This window comes from Halorubrum sp. SD612 (assembly GCF_002135005.1).
In genome coordinates this window covers 20,556-43,595 of the sequence record NZ_NEWI01000004.1, presented here as the reverse complement: position 1 = coordinate 43,595, position 23,040 = coordinate 20,556, and the positions used below count along the sequence as shown (strand labels likewise).

The window sequence follows — 23,040 nt, the reverse complement described above, 5'->3', positions numbered from 1 at the left end:
GGGGGCGGTTTATGAGTAGCGACGGGCGCAAGACGGGCGGCGGCGCGCCGCGCCCGTTCGCCGCGTCCCCTTCCGCCACCCCTACCGCTTTCAGCGTGGCGCGAGACGGACGGACCATGGCTTCCGACACCAGCGGCGGACGCGACACGTTCGACATCGGCGGGGCGTTCACGGTCGACCGACTCGGTTTCGGCGCGATGCGGGTCACCGGTGAGGACGTCATCGGCCGGCCCGCCGACGAGGAGGACGCGAGGGACGTGCTCCGGCGGGCAGTGGACCTCGGCGTCGACTTCGTCGACACCGCGGACTCCTACGGCCCGGGCGTCTCCGAGCGGCTCATCCGCGAGTCGATCGGCGATCCCGACGACGTGGTGATCGCCTCGAAGGCCGGGCTGCTCCGCAACCGCGAGGGCGACTGGCTCCCCCACGGCGACCCGGACTTCCTCAAGAACCAGGTCCTGTGTAGCCTCGACCGCCTCGGCACCGACACGATCGACCTCTACCAGTTCCACCGCCCGGACCCGGACACCGACTTCGCGGAGTCGGTCCACGCGTTCGCGGAGATGAAAGATGCCGGGCAGATCGCGCACGTCGGGCTCTCCAACGTCACCGTCGAGCAGTTGGAGACCGCGACGGACATCGTCGACATCGCGACCGTCCAGAACCGGTACAACGTCGGCCACCGCGACGACGAGGCCGTGCTACGCGCTTGCGAGGGCCGCGGCGTGGGCTTCATCCCGTGGGGCCCGATGTACGCGGTCGACGACGACGAGTCCGCCGACGCGCTCGACGAGGTCGCGGCGCGACGCGACGCCACGCCGCGGCAGGTCGCGCTCGCGTGGCTCCTCGACCACTCCGACGTGACGCTCCCGATCCCGGGCACGTCGAGCGTCGACCACCTCGAATCCAACCTCGCGGCCGCGGACCTGTCGCTGACGGCGGAAGACATGGCCGCGCTGAACGCGATAGATCCGCGGGAATAGGCCCGAAATCCGACGGTAGACGGGCGAGTTCCTATTCGTCGAACGGGTTCGTCAGTTCGACCGTCTCCTCGCGGTCGGGGCCGACGCCGACGGCGTAGACCGGCGTGTCGATCTCGTCGGCGACGAACTCCAGGTAGTCGCGGGCCGCCTCGGGGAGCGCGTCGTAGCCCGCCTCGGCGACCGCCGAGGAGTCGAACGGCGCCCACGTGTCGAGCGTCTCGTATACCGGCTCGCAGCGCTCCCACCGGTCGGTCGTGGTGGGGACGGTGTCGAGCGTCTCTCCGTCGAGCTCGTAGCCGGTACACACCTTCAGCTCGTCGAGCCCGGCGAGCACGTCGACGTGGTTGACCGCGACCCCGGTGAACCCGGAGACGCGCGCGGCGTGACGGAGCATCGGCAGGTCGAGCCAGCCGATCCGGCGTGGGCGGCCGGTGACCGTGCCGAACTCGCCGCCCTTCTCGCGGATCTCGTCGGCGAGCGCCTCCTCGTCGGCGTCGCCGTCGAGTTCGGTCGGGAGCGGCCCCTCGCCGACGCGCGAGAGGTACGCCTTCACGATGCCCACGACCTCGCCGTCGCCGACCGTCGTGACGCCGAGCCCGGAGCCGACGGCCGCGCCGCCCGCGGTCGGGTTCGACGAGGTGACGAACGGGTAGTTCCCGTGGTCGACGTCGATGTGCGTCCCCTGCGCGCCCTCGAAGAGGATCTCGTCGCCCGCCTCGTGACGGCGGTGAAGGTAGTCGGAACAGTTGACGGTCATCTCCTCGTCGGCGAGGCGCTCGCCGATCGCGGCGAACTCCTCGTGGAGGGCGTCGACGTCGAAGGCGGCCGCGCGGTCGTCATCGCTGTCGTCGTCGCCGGACTGCGTCCGGCTGCCAGAGGCGCGTTGCGCCTCGCTGTCGAGGTCGAGCCCGTACACGTCCTCGACGAGCGCGCGCTTCTGCGGGACCGCGTACTCGAGCTTCTCGCGAAGGGTCTCGGGGTCGAGCAGGTCCGCGACCCGGATCCCGCGGCGGCCGGCCTTATCCTCGTAGGTGGGGCCGATACCGCGACCGGTCGTGCCGACCGCGTCGCCGGCGTCGTCGTCGGCTTTTACCTCCTCCTCGATCCCGTCCAGCACGCGGTGGTACGGCATGATCACGTGCGCCCGGCGGGCGACGCGCACGTCGGGGTCGAGCCCCTGCTCGCGCAGGTTGTCGATCTCGGCGAACAGCGTCTTCGGGTTGACGACGCAGCCGTTGCCGAGGATACCGACGGTCCCCCGGACCGCACCGCTGGGAACCAACGAGAGTTTGTACTCCGCGCCGCCTTCGACGACGGTGTGGCCGGCGTTGTCGCCGCCCTGATAACGGACTACGACGTCCGCGTCCCCTCCCCACCGGTCGACGAGCGCGCCTTTGCCCTCGTCGCCGAGTTGGGAGCCGACGATGGTGAGTGTCATACGACCTGCCGATTCCCGGCGGGGAGTAAAACCGATTACGGTCTGTGACTGCGACATAACCACGAATGAGGATCACTGAATAAACGGCTCACAGGAAATAGGCTCGTTCGTGTATCTTCCCAGTTTCCGGACCTGTACTCACTCTCGCGGTCTCCGTCGCGATCGGGCGCGCCGCGTCCGAGCCGCGCGCTGCGCCGCAATCGAACACGTTAATTACTGCCACGTCAAAGGGTGCGATCTGACAGGGTGACCGCGGTCGCCGACAGCAACTTTTAAACGGGGGCATGACAAGTTAACATGTGCCATGATAGATCGACTAGAGAAAGAGGTAGACATGCTGGAACGTCACCTCCAAGTCCTGCGGATGGTCATCGAAAATGAGCCGATCGGCATCGTGAAGATGTCGAACGAGACTGGGTACCCGCACCACAAGGTCCGATACTCGCTGCGCGTCCTCGAAGAGGAGAACCTCATCGAGCCGTCCAGCCAGGGAGCGATCACCACGGAGCGAACCCACGAGTTCGTCGACGAACTCGACGAGAAGCTCGACGAGACCGTTGATAAGCTGGGGTCGATGCGGATCGACGACGCCGCGGAACTCCAGAACTGACTGCGATTCCGATTTGGCCCGCCGACGTAGGTGCCGCGTTTTCTCTCTCAGCCCGCGCTCGCGAGCCGCGGCGGTCGGACCGACTACAGGTCCGGGACCGTCATGTGGAACCCACCGTCGCGCGCCTCGACGAGGCACAGGTGGAACCCCTGCTTGCGCGAGAGCTTCACGAAGCTCGCCCGCTTGGACCGGCTGAACAGGCCGCCGCCGACCGCATCGCTCGCGGTCTCTAAGGCCCCGGGCTCGAAGAAGCTCTCAGTCACCGCGAACGCCCCGGCGAACGTCTCGTTGGAGGCGGCGATGTCGCGCCCGTTCTCGACGAGCGACTCCAGCGTCCCCTCGGGCGTCGGGTCCCGGCTGTCGTTCAGGTCGGCGACGAACAGCGGGTGTCCCATGCGATCGCGCAACACGAGGTCGAACGACCGCTGCTCGCGGACCTCCTCGCCGCCCTCGCGGAGTTCGACCGACACCGTCCCGCCGATCTCGGCGCGGTCGATGTCCGGGAGCGCGTCGTAGAGGTCCCGAAGCGTCCCCTCGTTCCCGGTACCGCGGACCTCGAACGGGAGGTCCTCGACGAGCCAGCGGGTGAAGCCGTACTCGATGGTGTCCCCGAGGAACTCCTCGAACGGCCGCCCGTCGACGGCGAGGCCCTCCGTCTCGAAGCTGGTGTGGTGTTCGACCCGGAGGTTCTCGCGGAGGGCCTCACGGTCGACGCTCCCGTCGTGGGCGTCCGCCAGCGTCGCGCCCTCCTTCGATTCGTACCTGATGAACAGGTTCGTTCCGCTGCGCGCCTTCGCGGGGGTGAGCGTCCGCTCGGCGTCCGGGAGCCGGTCCTTCGCCTCGGAGAGCTCGCGGCGGAGCCGGTCGCGCTCCTCCCGGAGGTCGCCGACCTCGGACTCGAGCCGCTCGACCTCGTCGACCAACTCGTCGCGTTCGGTCGCGATCTCGTCGCGCTCGGCCGCCAGCCGGTCGCGTTCGTCGGCCAGCGACTGGCGCTTCGTCTCTGTCTCCTCGAGGGCCGCCTCGAGCTTCCGAAGCCGCTCCGGGCTCGCGTCGCCCGTCGCGTCGCGGGCGTCGCGCTTCGAGACCGCCGACGGCGTCGACGCGGACCGCTCGGTGGGGCGCGGCGACGGCGACCCGCCGTTCGCGTTCGATCCGCTCCGCTCGGCCCGCCCGGGGTCGGCCGCCGAACGAGAACGCTGCGACGGCGGGTCGGGACGCTCGTCGGCCCCGCGGGGTTCGTCGCCAGCCTCCGACGGGTCGAGCGCCGGGATGGACTTCTGCTCCCGCCACTCGGCCTCCTCCGAGAAGATGTCCTCGTCGCTCGACGCGTTCCCGGTGCCCGACGCGCCCTCGGCGTTCGATGCGTCTCCCGGGTCCGACGTTCCCCGGGTGTCCCGCGAGGCGGCGTCTCCGGTCGCTTCGGTCGGTGGCCGGCGCTCGCGGTCCGCCACCCCCGCCGCCCCGACGTCCGTCTCCGCGGCGTCCATCTCCGCGGCGTCGGCGGCTCCGATCTGTACCGCGTCGGGCGACTCCTCGCCCTCCTCCGTCGTCGCTTCACCGCCCGCTTCGGCCGCGTCGGGCCCGTCCGAATCTGAGTCGCGAGCGGCGGTCGTCGGGTCGTCTCGGGGCCGGGCCGCCGAGCCGTCGTCCCGCCCGGTGTTCGGCGCGGGATCACCGGCGTCCGCGGGGGAAGCTTTACCGGCTCCGCCCGGCGTGTCCCTCCCGTCGTCGCCCCCCGAGTCGGGGTCGCTCCCCGCGTCTTCCGTCTCGTCGGTCGTCCCGTCGTCCGTAGCGTCCGCCGTCCCCGCGTCGTCCGGGAGCGGGCGGACGTCGAGATCGACCTCGTACACGGTGTAGATGCCGACCTCGTCCGCGGCGAGTTCGAAGGCGTCGTCCCCCGTCTCCAGCCGGCGCGCGTTGCCGACGTACGCGGCGGCCATCGACTCGCCGCCGGTGTACGCGACGTAGTAGTCGCCGGAGAGGACGTTCTCCGACAGCTCGATGTAGCCGGTGAATCCGCCCTGCGAGAGCTTCCGGTCCGCCTCCTTGAGCGGCGTGTCATTGGTGTAGTACTTCGCCCGCGGCTCGCCGCCGAGCTCCTGCATCGCGAAGAGCACCGGGAGCGCGTCGTCGGGGGCCCGGTAGACGGTCCCCGAGGCGTCGGCGAAGGCGTCGAGCGTCGCGTCGACCACGCCGACGACGCGCCCGTCGACGAGGAACACCCACCCGACCCCGTCGGTCGCGGCGCCGGAGAACCCGTCGTCGACGATCCGCCCGAGCCCCGCGAGCCCGTCGGAAAACGAGCGCTCGTCCCACTCGGCGATCGCTTCCCTTCGCTGTGCGTCCATCCTTGCGTTTACGTCGCCAACACCGACTCAAATACCTTCCGGAGCGTGAGACGGCCGTCTGACGCCCCGCTCCGCCGCTCCGACCGGCGGACGGCGGCGGCCCCGAGAGCGCTCTCGACGGCCCGTCCCGCTCACCCCTCGTCGACGGCGGCGATCGCCTCCCGACCGAGGTCGACGACGTCCTCCGGGAGGTCGCTCGCCGCGAGTTCAGACCGGGTGTACCAGCGCCACTGGTCCGGGTCGACCTCGTCGTCGCCGTCGGGAGCGATCACTCGGGAGTCGACGCGGGCGTAGTAGAGGTGATCGACGTGCTGGTGGCCCACCGACCCGTCCTCGTGGACGTTGATGTCGTGGAGCATGAGGTGGGCCGGCTCCGGGAGCCCGCGGGTGTTCGGGCCCGTGATCTGCGACTCGGCGGCGACCAGCTCCGGCGTCAGCCCCGTCTCCTCGCGGACCTCGCGGCGAGCGGCCTCGTGCGGGAGTTCGTCGCGGTCGACGTGGCCGCCGGGCGGCAGCCGGATGCCGAGCCGCTCGTGGTCGTGAAGCGCCGTCGCCCCGTCGTTGACGATGTACGTCGTCGCCGTGAAGTGGCGGGTCGTCTCCATACGTGCGGGTGGCGACGCGTCGCCTTCGCGGTTTCGACCCGGACGGAGGGCGACCGACGCGGCGGCGGGCAGAAAAGCAGCTCAGTTCAGCGCGACGGAGTCCTCGGCCTCGAGGAGCTCGTGGTACCGGTTCCGGATGGTGACCTCGCTGATGTTCGCGACCTCGCTGACCTCGCTCTGGGTCACCTTCTCGTTGACCAGCAGCGAGGCGGCGTAGACGGCGGCGGCGGCGAGCCCGACCGGCGACTTGCCGGAGTGGATCCCTTGCTCCTTCGCCGTGTCGAGCAGGCTGCGGGCGCGGCGCTCGGCCTCGTCGGAGAGGCCGAGGTCGGAGGCGAACCGCGGGACGTAGCTCTCGGGGTCGGCGGGCTGGATCTCCAGCTTCAGCTCGCGGACGACGTAGCGGTACGTCCGAGCGATCTCGTCCTTCTCGACGCGGGAGACGCCCGCGATCTCGTCGAGGCTCCGCGGCGTCCCGGCCTGCCGGGCTGCGGCGTACAGCGAGGCCGTCGAGACGCCCTCGATGGAGCGGCCGGGAAGCAGGTCCTCGTCGAGCGCGCGGCGGTAGATGACGCTCGCGGTCTCGCGGACGTTGTCGGGGAGGCCGAGGGCGCTGGCCATGCGGTCGATCTCGCCGAGCGCCTGCTTGAGGTTGCGCTCCTTGGAGTCGCGGGTGCGGAACCGCTCGTTCCACGTCCGCAGCCGCTGCATCTTCTCGCGCTGGCGGCTGGACAGCGACTTACCGTAAGCGTCCTTGTCCTGCCAGCCGATGTTCGTCGAGAGCCCCTTGTCGTGCATCATGTTCGTCGTCGGGGCACCGACGCGGGATTTGTTGTCCTTCTCCTTGGAGTCGAACGCGCGCCACTCCGGCCCGCGGTCGATCTCGTCCTCTTCGACGACTAGTCCGCAGTCGACGCAGACGGTCTCGCCGTGTTCCGTGTCCGTCGCTAGCTGACCGCCGCACTCGGGACACCGCAGTTCCTCCTCTTGGCTCTCCGGCTCGGTTTCGCGCTCGTCGTCGGCCGTCTCTGTCGTGTACGTTCGAAGGTTCTCGCTCATTGGTTTGGTACGTGGAGGGAACAACGAAACCGAGAGACGGATCTCGGTGTTTTCCTCACCTTCGGGTAAGTGAGCCAAATACTTAAATGTTTGTGTAGTTGGTCCCTCTGAGACACGCCCGAAAACGGAGTGTACAACCCTGTAAGATTCGGTATTCGAGATGCCTCCTGCGAAACCACGTCACGAGCGAAACAGACGGACTCTCCCCGGGATATAGTATATAGGCGTTTCGCGGTGACGGGACGGCGTTCGCGGCGACCGATCCGGCCGTCAGTCCCCGGTCGCGAAGGTCGCGCTCGCACCGACGAGATGGCCGACGACGACGCCCAGTCCGGTCACCAGTAGCACTGTCGCGGCGAGGTCCGGACCGGCGGTGACGCCGGCCACCTCCGTCACAGGTATCCCGTCCGCGTCGGAGATCGGCACCGTCCCGTCGGTCGCGTGACGCGTCAACGGCACCCGAGAGACCGCCCGCAGCGCGAGCATCGTCGGGAGGTATCCGAGGGTCGCGCCCATGCCGGTCACGGCGCCGGCGAGCAGGTCGTCGATACCGAGGTATCGGACGGCGGCCGCGGCGCCGAGAGCGAAGGTCAGCGGGACCGCGCGGAGCGGCCACAGCGCGGTGTCGGCCTGTATCAGCGGGTGCCCGAAGATGACGTGGTTCGACAGCCCGGGTCCCGTCCGGACCCGGACCCAGTGGGCGTCGAGGAGGAACCAGATCGACCCCTCGACAGCGGATATCGGGCCGCCGACCATCCACCGGGCGACCTCGGACTCCCCCGGCGAGACGCCGGCGACCGCGAGCCCGACCCAGGTGAGCGCCAGTCCGAGCAGCGCCGCAGCGCTCCCGCAGGCGACGGCGACCGGCAGCCAGCCGGACGGGAGGTGTACGAGCGAGAGGAGGGTAGTTCGTCGGTCCGTCGACATCACGCCCCGGTCGTTCCGGCTTGGCGGGCATATGCTTTGTCGCGGGTCGTCGAGGCCCCTCACCGTCTCGCCGGTTCCGAGAGGACAACCGCTTTGCCCCTCCCCGAACAGGGGCACGTATGAACCGACCGCGGCTCGACGACCGCCTCGCCGACCTCGAGACGGACGGCTACCTGATCGACGCCTCGCAGGAGGACGCCAACCAGCTGTACCTCTCCGGGTTCACCGGGCCCGACCCGTTCCTCACGCTGTACGCCGACGGAGCGGTCCACGTCCTCGTCGGCGGCCTGGAGTACGGGCGGGCGAAGAAGGAGGCGACGGCCGACGGCGTCGAGCGCCACGCCGACTACGAGTACGGCGGGCGCGAGGCGCGAAACGACACGTACGCCGCGTTCGTCCGCGACAAGGGCGTCGAGTCCGTCTCGATGCCGCCCCGCGGCCCGGTCGGTACCGCCGACGCCCTCCGGGAGCGCGGCGTGGCGGTGACCGTCGACACCGACGACCGGCTCCGGGAAGTCCGGGCGGTCAAGACCGACGACGAGATCGAGGCGATCCGCGAGGCCCAGGCGGCGAACGAGGCGGCGATGCGCGCCGCCGAGGACCTGATCGCCGGCGCGGACGTGGCGACCGAGAGCGACGACGCGGAGACGGGCGTCCTGCTCCGCGACGGCGAGCCGCTCACCAGCGAGCGGGTGACCGAGGAGATCGAGGTCACCCTCCTGCGGCACGGCTGCGCGCTCGACGAGACGATCGTCGCCGGCGGCGCGCAGGCCGCGGACCCCCACGACCGCGGCTCGGGCCCGCTCCGCGCGGACGAGGCGATCATCGTCGACATCTTCCCCCGGTCGAAGGCGACGAAGTACAACGCCGACATGACGCGGACGTTCTGCGTCGGCGAGCCGAACGAGACCCTCCGCGAGTGGTACGACCTCACCGAGCGCGCCCTCGACGCCGCGCTCGACGCGGTCGAGCCGGGCGCGACCGGGGAAGACGTCCACGCCGCCGCCTGCGAGGTGTACGAGGAGGCCGGCGAGCCGACCTTCCGCACCGACCCGGAGACGGAGACCGGGTTCATCCACTCGACGGGGCACGGCATCGGTCTCGACGTCCACGAGTCGCCGCGGCTCGCGAGCGGCGGCGGAGAGCTGGAGCCGGGCCACGTGATCACCGTCGAGCCCGGCCTCTACGACCCCGAAGTCGGCGGCGTCCGGATCGAGGACCTCGTCGTCGTCACCGAGGACGGCTACGAGAACCTCACCGACTACCCGATCCGGTTCGCGGCCGAGTGAACTCTCGGGCGGTCCGGGCGGAGAGGCTCCGGCTCGTCTGACCGCGATCGGAAGCCGCTTTGACCCGTGTCCGGTACGGCGACCGTGAACTGGCGGTACGAACACACGGCGCTCGCGCTCTGTACGCTCGCGTTCACCGGGACGATGGTGGCGCGGCTCGTCGTCAGCCCGCTCGTCCCGGAGATCACGGCGCGGTTCGGCGTGACCAACGGCACCGTCGGGCTCGCGCTCAGCGGCATGTGGCTCACCTACGCGCTGGCGCAGTTCCCCTCCGGCGTCCTCGGCGATCGCTACGGCGAGCGCCGCGTCATCCTCACCGCGGTGGGGGCCACCGCGATCGCGTCGGTGCTCCTCGCCGCCTCGCCCTCGATGCTCGCGCTCGGACTGTTTGCGGCCGTTCTCGGCGTCGGGGCGGGGCTCCACTACTCGGTCGCGACGACGTTCCTCACGCGGCAGTTCGACGATACCGGCCGCGCCATCGGCGTCCACGTGGCCGGCGGGCCGCTCGCCGGACTCGCCGCGCCGCCCGCCGCCGCGCTCGTCGGGTCGCGGTACGGGTGGCGCGCCGGCGTCCTCCTCGGGGCGGCCGTCGCGGTGCCCGTCTTCGCCCTGTTCGCGTGGCGGGTCCGGCCCACCGAACCGCTCCGCCCCGACCAGCCGATGGGCGAGCGGTTCGCGTTCGGTCCGCTCGCCGAGCTGCTCTCGCGGCCCGAGATCCTCTACACGACGGCGCTGGCGACGATGGGCGCGTTCACGTGGCAGGCGACCGCATCCTTCCTGCCGACGTTCCTGGAGGTCGGCACCGGCTTATCGAGTGCGCTGTCGGCGCTTTTGTTCTCGGCGTACTTCCTCGTCCACGGGGGAACACAGCCGGTCACCGGGTCGATATCCGACCGGATCGGCCGCGACGCCACCGCGATGGTGACCATGGGCGCCGGCGTCGTCGGGTACGGGGCCCTCGTCGCGACTGCGACGCTCGACCTGGGACTGCCGGTCACGGTCGCGGGCGTCGGCCTCGTCGGCCTCGCGATGTCGTGGGGCGCGCCGGTCCAGTCGCGGTTCATGGACCTGCTCTCCGACGCCGAGCGCAGCGCCGGGTTCGGGCTGGTCCGGACGGCGTACATGGTCACGGGCGCCTCCGGCAGCGTCGTCGTCGGCGCCGTCTCCGACGCCGCGGGGTGGCCGGTCGCGTTCGGGCTGCTCGCCTGCGTGATGGCGCTCGGGCTGGCCACGCTGTCGGCGAACCGGCTGTTTGGCTTGGGGTACTGACTCGCCGCAGGTATGTCAGTTACATGCCTGTTGTAGAGTTACTACACACAGATTCGGTCGACTGAACCCCGATTCGAACGCCAGCCAGAATATAATATACAAAACAAGTCAGCACGTATTTACGTACGTGTCTGGAGGGTACCGTAGACCACATATGAACAGGCGATACGTTCTCACCAGCGCGGCGGCCGTCTCTCTTCCACTTGCGGGCTGTAGCGGTTCGACCCCCGACGAGTCGGCGCCGCCGAACGGGTCCGAGGAAGCGTCCGACGGGGACGACGGGGACGACAACGGCTCGGAGAATCAGACGGAAAGCACCGAAGACGCGGCGCCGACACTGGACGATTTCGACTACCCGGACGGGGCACGTCAGGACGGTGTCGACGGGGTGACGCTGTTCGGCACGCACGAATCGACCCTGGTCGAGGCGGGGTCGTTGACGCACGAAGGGGAGCGCACCGACGTGTTCGACGACAACGAGTTCTCCCAGACGCAGACGAGCAAGTTCGACGACAACGCCGTCTCGCGTGAGGTAACGGAGAACGGGGAGACCGAGCGTGTCTGGTCGCCGGCCGACGAGGACGTGGCGTACGTCAGGATGGAGTCCGGGTTCGAGCAGGCCTACAGGGTGGACGAGCGCGCACCGCCGACGGACGAGGTGACCGGGCTGAGCGAGTTCAGGCGGTACATCTCCGAGGTGGAGTGGGGAGCGGCGACGGAACTGGTCGAGACCGCGGGCGGCTTGGGGGTCGTCTACGAGTCGGTCGGCTACTCGGAGCGACTCAGCTTCGGGGAGATGCGGGAGTTCGACGCGTCGATAACGGTCAGCGAGTCCGGATTCGTGAGCCAGCTGGAGTACGATCAGACGGAGCTCCAGGGCGGCGAAACGATCGCGTTCGACGTTACGGCCGCGATAACCGCGGTCGGCGACACGAGCGTGGACGAGCCCGACTGGGCGGACGCGGCGCGAGAGCAGGGCGTCCGGTTCGACGTCGCGTTCACCGACGACGGCACCGCGTTCCGGGTGGAGATGACGGGCGGCGACGACGTGTCCCGAGACGCACGTATTCGTCTGGGAGACGAACGGGGGAGCGCCAGCAGCAGGCTTTCGGAGCCGCTCTCGGTCGGCGACGTGCTGTTCGTCGGACTCTCCGAGAGCGGCGGCCTCCTGATCGACGAGAGCGAAGCACCCGCCGAGGCGCGACCGCTGGCCGGGGACCTTCGGCTCACCGTTCGCACGGAGTTCCCGCTCCTGACTCACACGCGGCGGCCGTAGTCCGCCGGACGCCGCTCGCTGTCGGCGTGGTGCGGTTCTAGGAAGAAGCCGGGTCAGGCGTCGAGACGACCCTTACAGCCGGTCGTCTTCGATGCTTCCGGGGTCTTCGGCGGTGTCGAACATGTTGTTCTCGGCGCCGTCGAGCATCTCGTCGCGGGGATCGTCGTCGACGACGCTCACGTTGTACGCCTCGATGCCGGACGCGATGAGGTCCTCGGCGGCCTGCTCCTCGGAAACGAACTCCTCATCGGCCAGCTGCTGAAACTCCGCGTACACGTCGTCCGAGAGGTTCAGCTCGAAAGTGGGCATACCTCCCATATCGACCGGACGCTTTTAAATTGTTCCCTCGTTTCGCGAGGCGTTCGGAGAGGCTGGTTCCAGTGAGCGACTCCGCCGAGACGATCATCGAAACGTACGACGACGGCCATCGGATCGTCCGCGAGGAGCGTGTCCGCCCCGACGCGTACCACTTCGACGGCTCCGACGGGCGCATCACGTCGTCCGACCTCCCGCAGGCGGCCCGGCTGTACGCCGATCTGTACGCTATCACCGGCGGGTTCGACGAGAGACAGACCGGCAGACGGGGTACCCCGCCCTCGGTCGTCCGAGCCGACGAGGAGGTCCGGATGACGTGTCTCGGCGTCAGGCTGTCGGTGGCGTACGCCGCCCGGGCGTTCGACGTCGACGAGTCGGTCGTCCGCGACGCCGTCAACGACGTCCACGCGCGGGGGTCGGAACTGCGCTCACGGGCGGGCGAGAACGGCTGAGAACCCATCGCCGCCGCCGATCCGAACATCTGCTCAGGCGCCGCTCTTGGGCAGGACCGGACCGGGGGAGGGAACCGCGAGCGGCTACAGGTCGCTCCACGCGCCGAGGAACCGCTGGACCGCGGTCAGGTGACCGACGACGGCGAACAGCGCGAGCAGCAGGCCGACGACGTTCAGTCCGGCGACGATCGGCGCCGAGTAGACCGCGGCGACGACGCCCACGACGCCCATCAGCGCGAGCCGGTCGGCCCGGCCGAGGAGGCCGCCGTACTCGCGGCCGATCCCGACCGCCTGGATCTGCGTGCCGAGGTACGAGGTGAGGAGGACGCCCGTGACGGCGGCGAAGCCCAGCGCGTACGCCTCCACGCCGGCCGTGAGCCCGCCGATGACCGCCACGTCGGCGTAGCGGTCGAGGACGTGGTCGAGGAAGTCCCCGCCGTCGGAGGCGATCTCCTGGTGGCGCGCGAGGGCGCCGTCGACGAGGTCGAGCCAGCCGTTGAGGAGGACGAGTAGCGCGCCGGCCGCGTACAGCGGCGTCGACCCGGCGGCGAAAGCCGCGGCGGCCCCGACCGCGGCGAGGAAGGCGATCACGCTCACCTGGTCGGGCGAGAGGCCGAGCCTGTCGGCCGCGGACACCCACGGGCCGAGCAGCCGGTCGGCCACGGAGCGGTACTGGTCGAGGGTCATCTACCGTCTCGACGCTCGCGGCCGGCTCATATATAATCGATGAAGTCCACGGTGCCGGCGCTCGGCTCGCGCTCCCCCTCGATCGCTGCCCGGATCGCATCGGCGACCGCCTCGGGGTCGCGGTCGGTGGCGTCCACCTCGTAGACGTTCTCCGCGCCGTGTTCGGCCACCGCCTCCGAGAGGATCACGTCGAGCGCCTCGCTCTCGGCGTTCTCGGCCGCTGCCTCGGCCGTCTCGCCGCGCGCCTCGAGTCGGGACTCGACCGTTTCGGGGTGACAGCGCAACACGACGACGCGGTCGACAGCGAACCGGTGCGCGAGGTGCGAGTCGAGGACCCCGGACCAGCCGCCGAGGTCCTCGCGGACCGCGCCGAGGTCGGCGACGAGCGTGTCGCGCTCGTCGTCGCGCTCGGTCCAGAGGTCGTCGTCGGACTTGATCCGGTCGTTGAGGTGGATCACGTCGTACTCCCCTTCGAGCAGCGCCGTCGCGGTCGTCTTCCCGGTCCCGGGCGTGCCCGTGACGGCGACGCGGTCGGCGCGGTCGCGGTCAGGGGTGGCGTCGGCGTCGTCGGCCCCCGCCGTCACGCCCGAACACCGAGGTCGAGGTCGGCCAGCGTCTCGTTGAGCAGTTCGACCGCCTCGCGGGTCTCCTCGCGGGTCCCCGTCGAGATACGGACGTGCTCGGGGAGCCCGAACGAGGTACAGTCGCGGATGATCACGCCGCGCTCTTGAGCCGCCTCCGCGACGCGCTCGCCGTCGCCCACCGCGGCGAGGACGAAGTTCCCCGCGGAGTCGACGGTGGGCGCGTCAAGCTCGTCCGCGATGTACTCGCGGGCCCAGCGGGCGGACTCGATCGACTGCTCGACGTGGCCCTCGTCGTCGAGCGCGGCGAGGGCGGCCCGGCACGCCAGCTCGTTGGCCGCGAACGGCGTGTTGACGCGGGCGTACGCCTCGCCCCACGCCTCGGGGACGACGCTGTACCCGATCCGGAGCCCGGCGAGCCCGTACGCCTTCGAGAAGGTGCGCAGGACCGCCACGTCGTCGCGCTCGTCGGCGAGCGGGATCGCGCTGTCGACGTCCGAGAACTCCCCGTACGCCTCGTCGACGACGACCAGCGTCTCCGGCGCGGTCGCGTCGGCGATCGCCTCGACCTCGTCGAGCGGCATCGTCGAGCCAGAGGGGTTGTGCGGCGAGGTGACGTAGACGATGCGCTCGCCCCCGTAGGCGGACAGCACCGTCTCCGCGTCCTGCGCGAAGCCGTCGGCGGTCGAGAGCTCGTACTCGGTCACCTCGCCGTGGTGGTACCGCGAGGACATCGCGTAGTACGCGAAGCCGGGGCTCGGCACCAACACCTCGTCGCCCGGCTCCAGCGCGGCCCGAGAGAGGTAGTCGATCGAGCCGTCGGCGCCGGGCGAGACCCACACCTGCTCGTCGTCGACACCCCACTTCTCGGCGATCTTCGCGGTGAGGTCCGTGTGCGAGGACTTCGGGTACTGGTTCACGCGGTCGGCGTGGTCGCGAATGGCCTCGACGGCCGCCGGGCTCGGGCCGTGCGGGTTCTCGTTCGAGGAGAGCTTGATGAGGTCGTCGGGGTCGATCCCGCGCTCGCGGGCGACCTCCTCGACGCCCCGCCCGGGCACGTACGGCGAGTGATCGGAGAGATCCCGTGGTCGCATGCCCGGAGGTCGGGGGCGGTCGGGCTTAAGGGTGGTCTTGACGGACGCCGGTCACGGCGCTCCCGGGTCGGTGTCGGGAGCGCTCACGGGGGCGAACCCGCGCCGCGCAGCCGCCGCTCCGCCTCGGCGACGACGTCGGGCCGTCCCGCCAGGCCGACGGCGATCGTCTCGCCGGCGTACTCGACGTCCGTCACGACGCTCCGGTCGTACGCCCACGAGAGCGCGGCCTGCGCGTCGCCGCCGTTCGCGACCTCGACGGTCGCGGTCGCCGTCGGCAGCGCGTCCGCCACCGCGTCCGCGAGGTCGCCGAGCCCCGACTCGTCCCGGACGCTCACCGGAACCGGCGACCGGACCGCGTCGGCGACGGGCGCGTCCCGCGGGCCGAGTTCGGCGACGACGGTTTCGTACGCCTCGACGGCGGACGCGAGCCCGTCGGCATCGACCTCGTCGACCTTCGACAGGACGGGGACGACCGGGCCGTCGGTCGCTTCGATCGCCGACAGCGACGCGCTGAGCTTCCGACGGAGGGCCGCGGGGTCGTCGCTCGCGTCCACGACGAGCAGGGCGCAGTCGGCGGCCCGGACCGCGTCGATGGTGGCGCGGAACGAGCGCACCGCCTCGTGCGGCAGCCCGTCGAGGAACCCGACGGTGTCCATGAGCAGGGTGCGCCGTCCGGCGACGGTCGCGCGACGCGTGGTCGTCGAGAGCGTCTCGAACGGGCGGTCGGCGACCGCGAGCGCACCGGCGTCGTCCGCCGGGTCCCCCGCGGCTGTGTCGGCGCGCGCTGCGGGCCGATCCGAGGCCCCGGCACCGAAATCGGGGTCGTCGACCTCGTCCGCGAGCCGCCGCGCCAGCGTCGACTTCCCGGCGTTGGTGTAGCCCGCGAGGGCGATCAGGTCGAACCCGGCGTCGCGGCGCTCCGCCCTGCGCGCCGCGCGGTCGTCGGCGATCTCGTCGAGCGCGCGCTCGGCCGACTCGATCCGCTTCTCGACGTCGAGGACGCGGCTGTCGCCCTCCGGCCGGAGGCGCACGTCCTCGCTCGCGTCGCGGGCGACCGCTTCCCGGAGTCTCGGCAGCTCGTAGCGGAGCCGCGCCAGCTCCAGCTGTCGGTCGGCGGCCCGCGAGTCGGCGGCGTCGGCGAACAGCTCCAAGGCCAATCGCGGGCGGTCGACGACCGCTGTCCCGGTCGGCAGCAGGTCGCCGAGTGAGAACGTCTGTCCCGGCGACAGGCTGCCGTCGTAGATGACGGCCTCGGCGTCGGCGTCGGCCGCGAGCCGCATCAGCTCCTCCGCCTTCCCGCGCCCGAGGTCGTAGGTCGGGTCCTCGCGCCGTCGCTGGGTGACCTCGCCGACCACCGCGTAGCCGGCCGCAGCGGCCAGCTCGCGGATCTCCGTTGTGTCTGGCTGGTCGTCCTCGGACCGCGCCGCGACTATCGCCCGGGTCGCATCGCTGTGCGCGGCGTCGGTCTCGGTTGTGCTCGGTCCGCTCGATTCGTCGCGTTCGTTCGTCGCGTCGTCGTCTCGTGACATTCGGTCGGGCGCTCGCGTCGGCCCGGAGAGGGGAGCGTCTCCGCTCCGCGTGCGGTCTCGGCGGCGCGTCCGATCGGTCGATCCGATTCGGACCGGTTGTCCCGCGTCCGACGGGGTCGGCCGGCGTCGGATCGCGCCGCGACGGTGCCGTCAAGGTTCGGCGACGAACGAACTGGTCTCCATACCTCCGACTCCGGGGGCTGGCATATAAGCGTTCACCGGAAACGAGGTGTGGTACCGAGCTACAGGAACGGCCGGACAGGTCGGTCGGCTCGGGCGTTCAGGGGACGCGAACGTCGTGTTCGAGCGTGCCGACGCCCTCGATCTCGATCTCCACCGTGTCCCCGTCAGAGAGGGCGCCGACCCCCTCCGGCGTGCCAGTGGCGATGACGTCGCCGGGCTCGAGCGTGAGGTACGTCGTGATCTCCTCGATCAGTGTCGGCACGTCGAAGATCATATGCTCGCGGTCGCTCGACTGCTTCGTCTCGCCGTTGACGCGGAGCTCGACGCTCGCGTCGGCGGGAACCTCGTCGGGCGTCGCGAGGACCGGGCCGAGCGGCGCGGCGCCGTCGAACGCCTTCCCGCGCACCCAGTTCTGCTCGCGGTTCTGGTCGTCGCGGTTCGACACGTCGTTCATACAGGTGAACCCCGCGACGACCTCCATGGCGTCGGCGGCGTCGACCGCCTTACACTGCTCGCCGATCACGACCGCGAACTCCGCCTCCCAGTCGATCCGGTCTTTGCCGGCCGGGACGGTCACGGTGTCGCCGTGGCTCGCCACCGCGTTCGGCGGCTTGAGGAAGAGCAGCGGGCGGTCGGGCACGTCGTTCCCGAGCTCTTCTGCGTGGTCGGCGTAGTTGCGGCCGATACAGACGATCTTCGAGGGCTCGCTCGGCGCGAGCACGTCGATCGCGGGGTCCGAGAGCGCGTACGCCTCGCCACCGAAGGCGACCGTGTCGGTCGCCGGGTCGTACTCGCCGTCGCGGATCGATCCGGCCGGATCGCGGAACCGTACGTGGTACATACGAGGCCGAACGGGCGGCCGCCCGAAAAGCGTTCGCGGAGGGGCAAGCGACGACCCATCGAAGGAAGCGACGACCGCGGCGGAGAGGCCCCGACTCACTCGGCGGAGTCAGCCGACTCGCGGACCGAGTCAGTCGCTGACTCCGCGCTCGAACCGTCGCCCACGGCGTCGTCCGCGGGACGGCCCGCGCCGCCGTCCGCGGCCTCGTCGTCGACCGCGACCCTCTCGTCGGCGAGGTCGCCGAGCGACGGCGAGTCGACGCGGTCGCCGAACACCTCCGAGCGCGCGCAGTCGACGCAGTAGTGGTTGTGGCGGACCGAGTGGGTGCGGACGGGGACGCCGGCGACGAGCGTCTCGTCGCGGCGCCGCCTGACGAGTCCGCGGTCGAACTCTTGGCCGCAGACCACGCAGGGATCGTCGACGGACTCGGGCGGTCGGACGAGCCGGTGGTCGACCGTCCGCTGCCGACCGAACCGCGTGATCCCGTGGCGGCGGTCGAGCCGTCGGCGGACTGGCGGAGCGACGCCGAGGCCGAGCCCCGCGAACGCGAGGCCGATCAGCGCGGCCGGCGGGGAGCCAGACTCGACCGAGAGGAACGCGATCCAGCCGCCGATCAGCAGCAGCAGCGCGGTCAGGACGTACGCGGAGGCGGTCTCGACCCGACCGCCGCCACCGTCGACGCTCGACGGGGCGCGCGCGGTCGTCTCGTCGCCGCGGACGAGTCGGCGCCGTTCGGCCAGCTTGGAGTAGTGCCACCAGCCGTACAGCAGGTTGCCGATGCCGCTGGTGAAGATGAACAGGAGGATGTGGACGCCGACGGAGCCGATCCCCCTGTCGACGAGGACGACGCGGTCGCCGTCGTCCCGCTCCACGTCCCACCCGGCGTCGAGGTGGTCCTGAACGCGGCGCCTGAAGGCGCGCTCGCTTTCGCCCGGGGACGGCTCCGAGCGAGAGGCGCGTTCCGCATCGCTCGGGCGCTCGGCCGCGTCGGTCCGGCTCTCTGACGCGGCCGGGGCGGACCCGTCGCCCGACCGCGACGCGCCGCAGTTCGAGCAGAACCGGTCGTCCTCGTCGAACGCCTCGCCGCACTCGGCGCAGTACGCGGCGGGGCCGTCGAGGTCGGCGCCGCAGTCGGGGCAGAAGCTCGCCCCGGCCGGAACCGCCTGAGCACACTCGTGACACCGGTCGGTCGGCGGCGGGGCGTCGGTCCGCTTGGAGGGCATCGACAGCCGGTTCGCGCGGGGGCGTGTTAACTCCTCTCCTCACCGCCGGCGGAGCCGGATCGACACGTCGTTCCCGCCGAGGTCGCTCGCGCCGAACGAGAGCTCTCCGCCGAACGTCTCGACGGTCAGCTCAGCGAGCCAGAGCCCGAGCCCGCTTCCGTGGTGCGTCGGCGTTATTGCCGATCCGTCGCGGATCACGTCCCGCTCGTCGGCCGGGATCTGGGGGCCGTCGTCCTCGACGTGGATCACGACCCACTCCCCGGACGCCGCGCCCGAGAGGCCCTCCGCGCTCGTTATCCGGAGACGGACCCGGGGCTCCGGGCTCGGATTGTGCTCGATCGCGTTGTCGACGAGGCTGTCGACCGCGTACCGGAGCCGGCTGTCGGCCATCACCCGACCCGTCTCGCCGGTCTCGATCTCGATGTCGGCGCTCGGCGTCCGCTCTCGGTGGTCGTCGACGACGGCGCGCACCGTCGGTTCGGGGTCGATGTCGGCCACCTCGTCGGTCGGATGTTCGAGGACCTGACGGATGTGGTTGGCCTCGTCGGCCAGCTGTTCGAGCTCGTGGGCGGCGCGCTCGATCGTGGCCGCCACGTCGACCGTCTCGCCGCGTCGATCCTCCAGTTGGGCCAGCAACCGCGTCGTGTGGCCGGCGACGACGTTTGCGTTGTTACGGAGGTTGTGCCGGAGGATCCGGTTCAACACCTCCAGCCGCCGCTCGTTTCTGGACACCTCCGTGAGGTCGGTGTAGACCGCGAAGCCGCCGTCGGGGGTGTCGTCGTCCGCGTCGCCGGTCGCGTACGGGATCCCCCGGTAGAGGAACTCGCGGAGGCCGGTCGCGGTCTCACGGGTCACCTGCTGGTAGTTGATCGCGCCGGAGGCGGTGTTCGTGTCCAACTCCCTCGCCTCCGCGAGCTTCCAGTCGGGGACGACCCACTCGTTGAGCGACTCGCCGCGAATGTCGTCGGCCTCGTAGCCGAAGACGTCGACGAACGCCCGATTGACGTCGCTGACCGTTGGCCCTCCGTCGGCGAGCGTGAACTCAACGACAGCGTCCTGAACGTGTTCGATGAGGTGACGATATCGGCCGTCATTCGAGCCGTCCTCGACGCGTTCGTCGGTCGGCTCACCCGCCATGTCGAGGCTCCACTGTCACGGGCGTCGTAGGACGATCCGATTGTTAAGGCTGTATTCGCGGGAAGATATTGCGCAGGCCGCCGCTCGAACTGATCGCTCTGCCGAAAAACGGCGGAAACGAGACGAACAGACACCGCCGGTCGCGGTGCGGACCGGTTCGCCGTGGCCCCGCTCTCTATCGCGCGCCGATTGGGATCCGCAGCGTCGAGTTTTATTAACGTTCGCCGAGACGCATCGAACGGACCATGGAACTCACCTGGCACGGCCACTCCACGTGGCACGTCGTCGTCGACGACACGGAGCTGCTCATCGACCCGTTCTTCGATAACCCGAAGACCGACGTCGATCCCGCGGACCTCGACCCCGATTACCTGCTCTTGACCCACGGCCACGCGGACCACATCGCCGACGCGGCCGAGTTCGAGGACGCCACCGTGGTCGCCACCCCGGAGCTGACCGCCTACGTCCAAGAGAACTTCGGCCTCGAGAACACCGTGCCGGCTGGGGGGATGAACATCGGCGGCACCGTCGAGTGCGGCGACGCGTGGGTGACGATGGTCCGGGCGGACCACTCGAACGGCATCGAGAACGACCCGGACTACGCCGGCGGCATGCCGACCGGCTTCGTCGTGGGCGACAAGAAGCCGACCCAGGAGTCCGACCCGGACTGTACCACCTTCTATCACGCCGGCGACACGGGCCTGATGTCCGAGATGGTCGACGTGATCGCGCCGTACCTCGAGCCGGACGCCGCCGCCTTGCCCGCCGGCGACCACTTCACCATGGGGCCCGCCGGCGCGGGAATCGCCGCCGACTGGGTCGGCGCCGACGTCGTCTTCCCGATGCACTACGACTCGTTCGGCCCGATCGAGATCGAGACGCAGGAGTTCGTCAGCGAGGTGAAGGCGGCGGGGGCCGCCGCCGAGCCCGTCGTCCTGGACGGCGACGAGACGTACACGCTGGAGTAGCGCGAGGGGCGTCCCGTGCCCACGGCGACGGGGCTCCGACCGGGCTCTTTTCGCGAAACGACGACGCGTCCGCGGAGCGCGAGGGCCGCGCGAGGCACCGTTTCGAGCCCGCGTTCGGCGTACCACTGTCACGCGTCGAGTCCCGACTGCCGGGCGGACCGGTAATAAGATACTATTCGGAACCGAATAAATATAATCCGTCTCAGTGGTAGATTTCGCCGCGCTCCGCTGACAGAAATATATTGAATATACGTAAATTAATAATAAATCAGAAGTCTTCTAAATAAAAGATGATTAGCGCCGGATCGGTACACCATGTCAACCGCCGATATGCGGGCCGCGATACGCGGAGACGGGGGACGGTTCGTGTACATCGTCTCCGCGCTCGCGGCGCTCAACGGACTCCTGTTCGGGTTCGACACGGGGATCATCTCCGGAGCCATCCTCTTCATCGACACCGCCTTTGAGCTGAGTCCCTTGGTGGAGGGGATCGTGGTCAGCGGCGCGATGGTCGGCGCGGCGGCCGGCGCGGCCGTCGGCGGGCAGCTGTCCGACCGGATCGGCCGCAAGCGCTTTATCCTGCTGTCGGCCGGGGTGTTCTTCCTCGGCTCGTTCCTCATGGCGGTCGCGCCCACCGTCGAGGTGCTCGTCGCGGGGCGGATGATCGACGGGATCGCCATCGGGTTCGCGTCGATCGTCGGCCCGCTGTACATCTCCGAGATTGCGCCCCCCGCCGTCCGCGGGGGGCTCACGTCGCTGAACCAGCTGATGGTCACCGTGGGGATCCTCTCGTCGTACTTCGTCAACTACGCCTTCTCCGGCTCCGGATCGTGGCGGATCATGCTCGGCGCGGGGATGGTCCCCGCCCTCGTGCTCGCCGCGGGAATGTCCCGGATGCCGGAGAGCCCGCGGTGGCTCTACGAGCGGGGCCGGACCGACGAGGCTCGCGCCGTCCTCCGTCGCACGCGCGACGGGGATATCGAGTCGGAGCTGTCGGAAATCGAAGCGACCGTCGAGGCCCAGTCCGGGAACGGGGTCCGCGACCTGCTCAGCCCGTGGATGCGCCCGGCGCTGATCGTCGGCCTCGGGCTCGCAGTCTTCCAACAGGTCACCGGGATCAACGCCGTGATGTACTACGCGCCGACGATACTGGAGTCGACCGCGCTCGGCAGCTCGCAGTCGATCCTCGCCTCGGTCGCCATCGGGACGGTCAACGTCGTCATGACCGTCGTCGCGATCCTCCTCGTCGACCGCGTCGGGCGGCGGCCCCTCCTGCTCGTCGGGACCGGTGGGATGATCGGGTCGCTCACCGTCGCCGGCCTCGTCTTCCAGTTCGCGGACCCGACCGGCGGAATGGGGTGGCTGGCGACGCTGACGCTGGTCTCGTTCGTCGCGTTCTTCGCCATCGGGCTCGGTCCGGTGTTCTGGCTGCTGATCTCCGAGATCTATCCGCTCGCCGTCCGGGGGAGCGCGATGGGGTTGGTGACCGTCGCCAACTGGCTCGCGAACCTCGTGGTGGCGCTCTCGTTCCCCGTGCTGCTCGACGGGATCGGCACGCCGATGACGTTCTGGCTGTTCGGCGCGTGTAGCCTCGTCGCGCTGCTTTTCACCTACCGCGTCGTGCCCGAGACGAACGGCCGGACGCTGGAGGCGATCGAGGCCGACCTCCGGGGGGCGACGGGACTGGGGTCCGACGCGTCAGAAGACGACTGAGGCCGGTCCGCCGCCCTCGGCGACGGGTCGCGGCGGTGTCGGCGCGCCGATGGCGGTAACTTTTATCCCCGCGAGTCCGAACTGCGAGACGACTATGGCAGACATCGAGACATCCACAGTTTCCGAGTCCGGATACGCCAGCACGAGTCAGGTCGGCGAGTTCGACCTCCAGATCGACGCGACCGACGAGACGGGACCGAACCCGAACGCGACGCTCGTCGCCACGTACGCCTCCTGTTACCTCCCGGCGTTCCGCGTCGGCGGCAGTCAGCGCGGCGAGGAGGAGCTCGGGCAGATCCAGATCGACGCCAGCGCCGAGCTGGACGACGACGACGACCTCGAGTCGATCGCCTTCGACGTCCACGTCGAGGCCGACCTCGACGACGAGACCGCCGCGGACATCGCCGAGCGCGCCGAGGGTATCTGCCACGTTCACAGCGCTCTCCGCGAGGAGCTGAACGCCGACGTCAGCGTCTACACCGGCGCGTTCTGAGCCGGGTCGACGCGGTC

General features: G+C 70.2%; 22 protein-coding genes. 9 read left to right on the top strand and 13 right to left on the bottom strand.

What is annotated here, in order from left to right; all coding sequences use genetic code 11:
• Positions 1–116: 116 nt before the first annotated feature.
• The gene (locus tag B9G38_RS01185; RefSeq protein ID WP_086219206.1) at positions 117–983 is read left to right on the top strand and encodes an aldo/keto reductase; all 867 of its coding nucleotides are present in this window, start codon (positions 117–119) and stop codon (positions 981–983) included.
• A 31-nt stretch (positions 984–1,014) separates the two neighbouring features.
• Here the strand turns inward: B9G38_RS01185 and B9G38_RS01180 are convergent, their stop codons facing one another.
• Positions 1,015–2,421, bottom strand: coding sequence for an adenylosuccinate synthase (locus tag B9G38_RS01180; protein ID WP_086219205.1), 1,407 nt, complete (start codon positions 2,419–2,421; stop codon positions 1,015–1,017).
• 304 nt (positions 2,422–2,725) lie between these two features.
• On the opposite strand from B9G38_RS01180, the gene B9G38_RS01175 reads away from it, so the two are divergent.
• On the top strand, positions 2,726–3,031 hold the full coding sequence (locus tag B9G38_RS01175; protein WP_049929599.1) for a hypothetical protein: 306 nt from the start codon (positions 2,726–2,728) through the stop codon (positions 3,029–3,031).
• Positions 3,032–3,114: 83 nt separating this feature from the next.
• On the opposite strand, the gene B9G38_RS01170 is transcribed toward B9G38_RS01175, so the two are convergent.
• The 4 genes from B9G38_RS01170 to B9G38_RS01155 form a co-directional block, all read right to left on the bottom strand.
• A complete protein-coding gene (locus B9G38_RS01170) occupies positions 3,115–5,382 on the bottom strand; it encodes a hypothetical protein (protein WP_086219204.1) in 2,268 nt (755 codons plus the stop codon).
• Positions 5,383–5,513: 131 nt separating this feature from the next.
• Entirely contained in the window at positions 5,514–5,987 is a 474-nt protein-coding gene (locus tag B9G38_RS01165; protein ID WP_086219203.1) for an NUDIX hydrolase, read from the bottom strand.
• Positions 5,988–6,068: 81 nt separating this feature from the next.
• Positions 6,069–7,046, bottom strand: a complete 978-nt coding sequence (locus tag B9G38_RS01160) for a transcription initiation factor IIB family protein (protein ID WP_086219202.1) — start codon at positions 7,044–7,046, stop codon at positions 6,069–6,071.
• A 270-nt stretch (positions 7,047–7,316) separates the two neighbouring features.
• Entirely contained in the window at positions 7,317–7,973 is a 657-nt protein-coding gene (locus B9G38_RS01155; RefSeq protein ID WP_086219201.1) for a hypothetical protein, read from the bottom strand.
• Between the two features lie 119 nt (positions 7,974–8,092).
• On the opposite strand from B9G38_RS01155, the gene B9G38_RS01150 reads away from it, so the two are divergent.
• From B9G38_RS01150 to B9G38_RS01140, 3 genes are all read left to right on the top strand, one after another.
• A complete protein-coding gene (locus tag B9G38_RS01150) occupies positions 8,093–9,262 on the top strand; it encodes a Xaa-Pro peptidase family protein (RefSeq protein WP_086219200.1) in 1,170 nt (389 codons plus the stop codon).
• 84 nt (positions 9,263–9,346) lie between these two features.
• A complete protein-coding gene (locus B9G38_RS01145) occupies positions 9,347–10,531 on the top strand; it encodes an MFS transporter (protein ID WP_086219210.1) in 1,185 nt (394 codons plus the stop codon).
• Between the two features lie 154 nt (positions 10,532–10,685).
• Positions 10,686–11,807 (top strand): hypothetical protein, encoded by a 1,122-nt coding sequence (locus tag B9G38_RS01140; protein WP_086219199.1) that lies wholly within the window; start codon positions 10,686–10,688, stop codon positions 11,805–11,807.
• A gap of 72 nt (positions 11,808–11,879) precedes the next feature.
• Here the strand turns inward: B9G38_RS01140 and B9G38_RS01135 are convergent, their stop codons facing one another.
• Complete coding sequence (locus B9G38_RS01135) at positions 11,880–12,116, bottom strand: hypothetical protein (protein ID WP_008442562.1); 237 nt, start codon at positions 12,114–12,116, stop codon at positions 11,880–11,882.
• A gap of 71 nt (positions 12,117–12,187) precedes the next feature.
• Here B9G38_RS01135 and B9G38_RS01130 point away from each other — a divergent pair, with 71 nt between their 5' ends.
• Positions 12,188–12,574 (top strand): hypothetical protein, encoded by a 387-nt coding sequence (locus B9G38_RS01130; protein ID WP_086219198.1) that lies wholly within the window; start codon positions 12,188–12,190, stop codon positions 12,572–12,574.
• 84 nt (positions 12,575–12,658) lie between these two features.
• On the opposite strand, the gene B9G38_RS01125 is transcribed toward B9G38_RS01130, so the two are convergent.
• From B9G38_RS01125 to B9G38_RS01095, 7 genes are all read right to left on the bottom strand, one after another.
• A complete protein-coding gene (locus B9G38_RS01125; RefSeq protein WP_086219197.1) occupies positions 12,659–13,261 on the bottom strand; it encodes a CDP-alcohol phosphatidyltransferase family protein in 603 nt (200 codons plus the stop codon).
• A 26-nt stretch (positions 13,262–13,287) separates the two neighbouring features.
• Positions 13,288–13,845: an adenylate kinase family protein gene (locus tag B9G38_RS01120; RefSeq protein ID WP_086219196.1), complete on the bottom strand. Its 558-nt coding sequence runs from the start codon at positions 13,843–13,845 to the stop codon at positions 13,288–13,290.
• A complete protein-coding gene (gene hisC / locus B9G38_RS01115; RefSeq protein WP_086219195.1) occupies positions 13,842–14,936 on the bottom strand; it encodes a histidinol-phosphate transaminase in 1,095 nt (364 codons plus the stop codon). Before hisC ends, B9G38_RS01120 begins: the two co-directional genes overlap by 4 nt.
• Before the next feature lie 83 nt (positions 14,937–15,019).
• Positions 15,020–16,465 carry a GTPase gene (locus tag B9G38_RS01110; RefSeq protein ID WP_086219194.1) on the bottom strand — a complete coding sequence of 482 codons (1,446 nt, stop codon included), beginning with the start codon at positions 16,463–16,465 and terminating at the stop codon, positions 15,020–15,022.
• 280 nt (positions 16,466–16,745) lie between these two features.
• Entirely contained in the window at positions 16,746–17,489 is a 744-nt protein-coding gene (locus B9G38_RS01105) for a fumarylacetoacetate hydrolase family protein (protein WP_086215868.1), read from the bottom strand.
• Positions 17,490–17,584: 95 nt separating this feature from the next.
• Positions 17,585–18,712: a zinc ribbon domain-containing protein gene (locus B9G38_RS01100; RefSeq protein WP_086219193.1), complete on the bottom strand. Its 1,128-nt coding sequence runs from the start codon at positions 18,710–18,712 to the stop codon at positions 17,585–17,587.
• Between the two features lie 39 nt (positions 18,713–18,751).
• Positions 18,752–19,849, bottom strand: coding sequence for a sensor histidine kinase (locus B9G38_RS01095; protein ID WP_086219192.1), 1,098 nt, complete (start codon positions 19,847–19,849; stop codon positions 18,752–18,754).
• Positions 19,850–20,094: 245 nt separating this feature from the next.
• Between B9G38_RS01095 and B9G38_RS01090 the strand changes: the two genes are divergently transcribed.
• The 3 genes from B9G38_RS01090 (at position 20,095) to B9G38_RS01080 (ending at position 23,023) form a co-directional block, all read left to right on the top strand.
• Complete coding sequence (locus B9G38_RS01090; RefSeq protein WP_049929617.1) at positions 20,095–20,817, top strand: metal-dependent hydrolase; 723 nt, start codon at positions 20,095–20,097, stop codon at positions 20,815–20,817.
• Between the two features lie 315 nt (positions 20,818–21,132).
• Positions 21,133–22,530: a sugar porter family MFS transporter gene (locus tag B9G38_RS01085; RefSeq protein ID WP_086215872.1), complete on the top strand. Its 1,398-nt coding sequence runs from the start codon at positions 21,133–21,135 to the stop codon at positions 22,528–22,530.
• 94 nt (positions 22,531–22,624) lie between these two features.
• Positions 22,625–23,023 carry an OsmC family protein gene (locus tag B9G38_RS01080; protein WP_086219191.1) on the top strand — a complete coding sequence of 133 codons (399 nt, stop codon included), beginning with the start codon at positions 22,625–22,627 and terminating at the stop codon, positions 23,021–23,023.
• The last annotated feature ends 17 nt before the right edge of the window (positions 23,024–23,040 follow it).

What these genes read in the sequence shown, in the direction of transcription:
- B9G38_RS01180 (WP_086219205.1), bottom strand. Translation starts at nt 2,421, where the DNA reads ATGACACTCACCATCGTCGGCTCCCAACTCGGCGACGAGGGCAAAGGC.
- B9G38_RS01125 (WP_086219197.1), bottom strand. Translation starts at nt 13,261, where the DNA reads ATGACCCTCGACCAGTACCGCTCCGTGGCCGACCGGCTGCTCGGCCCG.
- B9G38_RS01160 (WP_086219202.1), bottom strand. Translation starts at nt 7,046, where the DNA reads ATGAGCGAGAACCTTCGAACGTACACGACAGAGACGGCCGACGACGAG.
- B9G38_RS01080 (WP_086219191.1), top strand. Translation starts at nt 22,625, where the DNA reads ATGGCAGACATCGAGACATCCACAGTTTCCGAGTCCGGATACGCCAGC.
- B9G38_RS01135 (WP_008442562.1), bottom strand. Translation starts at nt 12,116, where the DNA reads ATGCCCACTTTCGAGCTGAACCTCTCGGACGACGTGTACGCGGAGTTT.
- B9G38_RS01110 (WP_086219194.1), bottom strand. Translation starts at nt 16,465, where the DNA reads ATGTCACGAGACGACGACGCGACGAACGAACGCGACGAATCGAGCGGA.
- B9G38_RS01175 (WP_049929599.1), top strand. Translation starts at nt 2,726, where the DNA reads ATGATAGATCGACTAGAGAAAGAGGTAGACATGCTGGAACGTCACCTC.
- B9G38_RS01105 (WP_086215868.1), bottom strand. Translation starts at nt 17,489, where the DNA reads ATGTACCACGTACGGTTCCGCGATCCGGCCGGATCGATCCGCGACGGC.
- B9G38_RS01155 (WP_086219201.1), bottom strand. Translation starts at nt 7,973, where the DNA reads ATGTCGACGGACCGACGAACTACCCTCCTCTCGCTCGTACACCTCCCG.
- B9G38_RS01140 (WP_086219199.1), top strand. Translation starts at nt 10,686, where the DNA reads ATGAACAGGCGATACGTTCTCACCAGCGCGGCGGCCGTCTCTCTTCCA.
- B9G38_RS01165 (WP_086219203.1), bottom strand. Translation starts at nt 5,987, where the DNA reads ATGGAGACGACCCGCCACTTCACGGCGACGACGTACATCGTCAACGAC.
- B9G38_RS01170 (WP_086219204.1), bottom strand. Translation starts at nt 5,382, where the DNA reads ATGGACGCACAGCGAAGGGAAGCGATCGCCGAGTGGGACGAGCGCTCG.
- B9G38_RS01090 (WP_049929617.1), top strand. Translation starts at nt 20,095, where the DNA reads ATGGAACTCACCTGGCACGGCCACTCCACGTGGCACGTCGTCGTCGAC.
- hisC (WP_086219195.1), bottom strand. Translation starts at nt 14,936, where the DNA reads ATGCGACCACGGGATCTCTCCGATCACTCGCCGTACGTGCCCGGGCGG.
- B9G38_RS01085 (WP_086215872.1), top strand. Translation starts at nt 21,133, where the DNA reads ATGTCAACCGCCGATATGCGGGCCGCGATACGCGGAGACGGGGGACGG.
- B9G38_RS01095 (WP_086219192.1), bottom strand. Translation starts at nt 19,849, where the DNA reads ATGGCGGGTGAGCCGACCGACGAACGCGTCGAGGACGGCTCGAATGAC.
- B9G38_RS01150 (WP_086219200.1), top strand. Translation starts at nt 8,093, where the DNA reads ATGAACCGACCGCGGCTCGACGACCGCCTCGCCGACCTCGAGACGGAC.
- B9G38_RS01100 (WP_086219193.1), bottom strand. Translation starts at nt 18,712, where the DNA reads ATGCCCTCCAAGCGGACCGACGCCCCGCCGCCGACCGACCGGTGTCAC.
- B9G38_RS01185 (WP_086219206.1), top strand. Translation starts at nt 117, where the DNA reads ATGGCTTCCGACACCAGCGGCGGACGCGACACGTTCGACATCGGCGGG.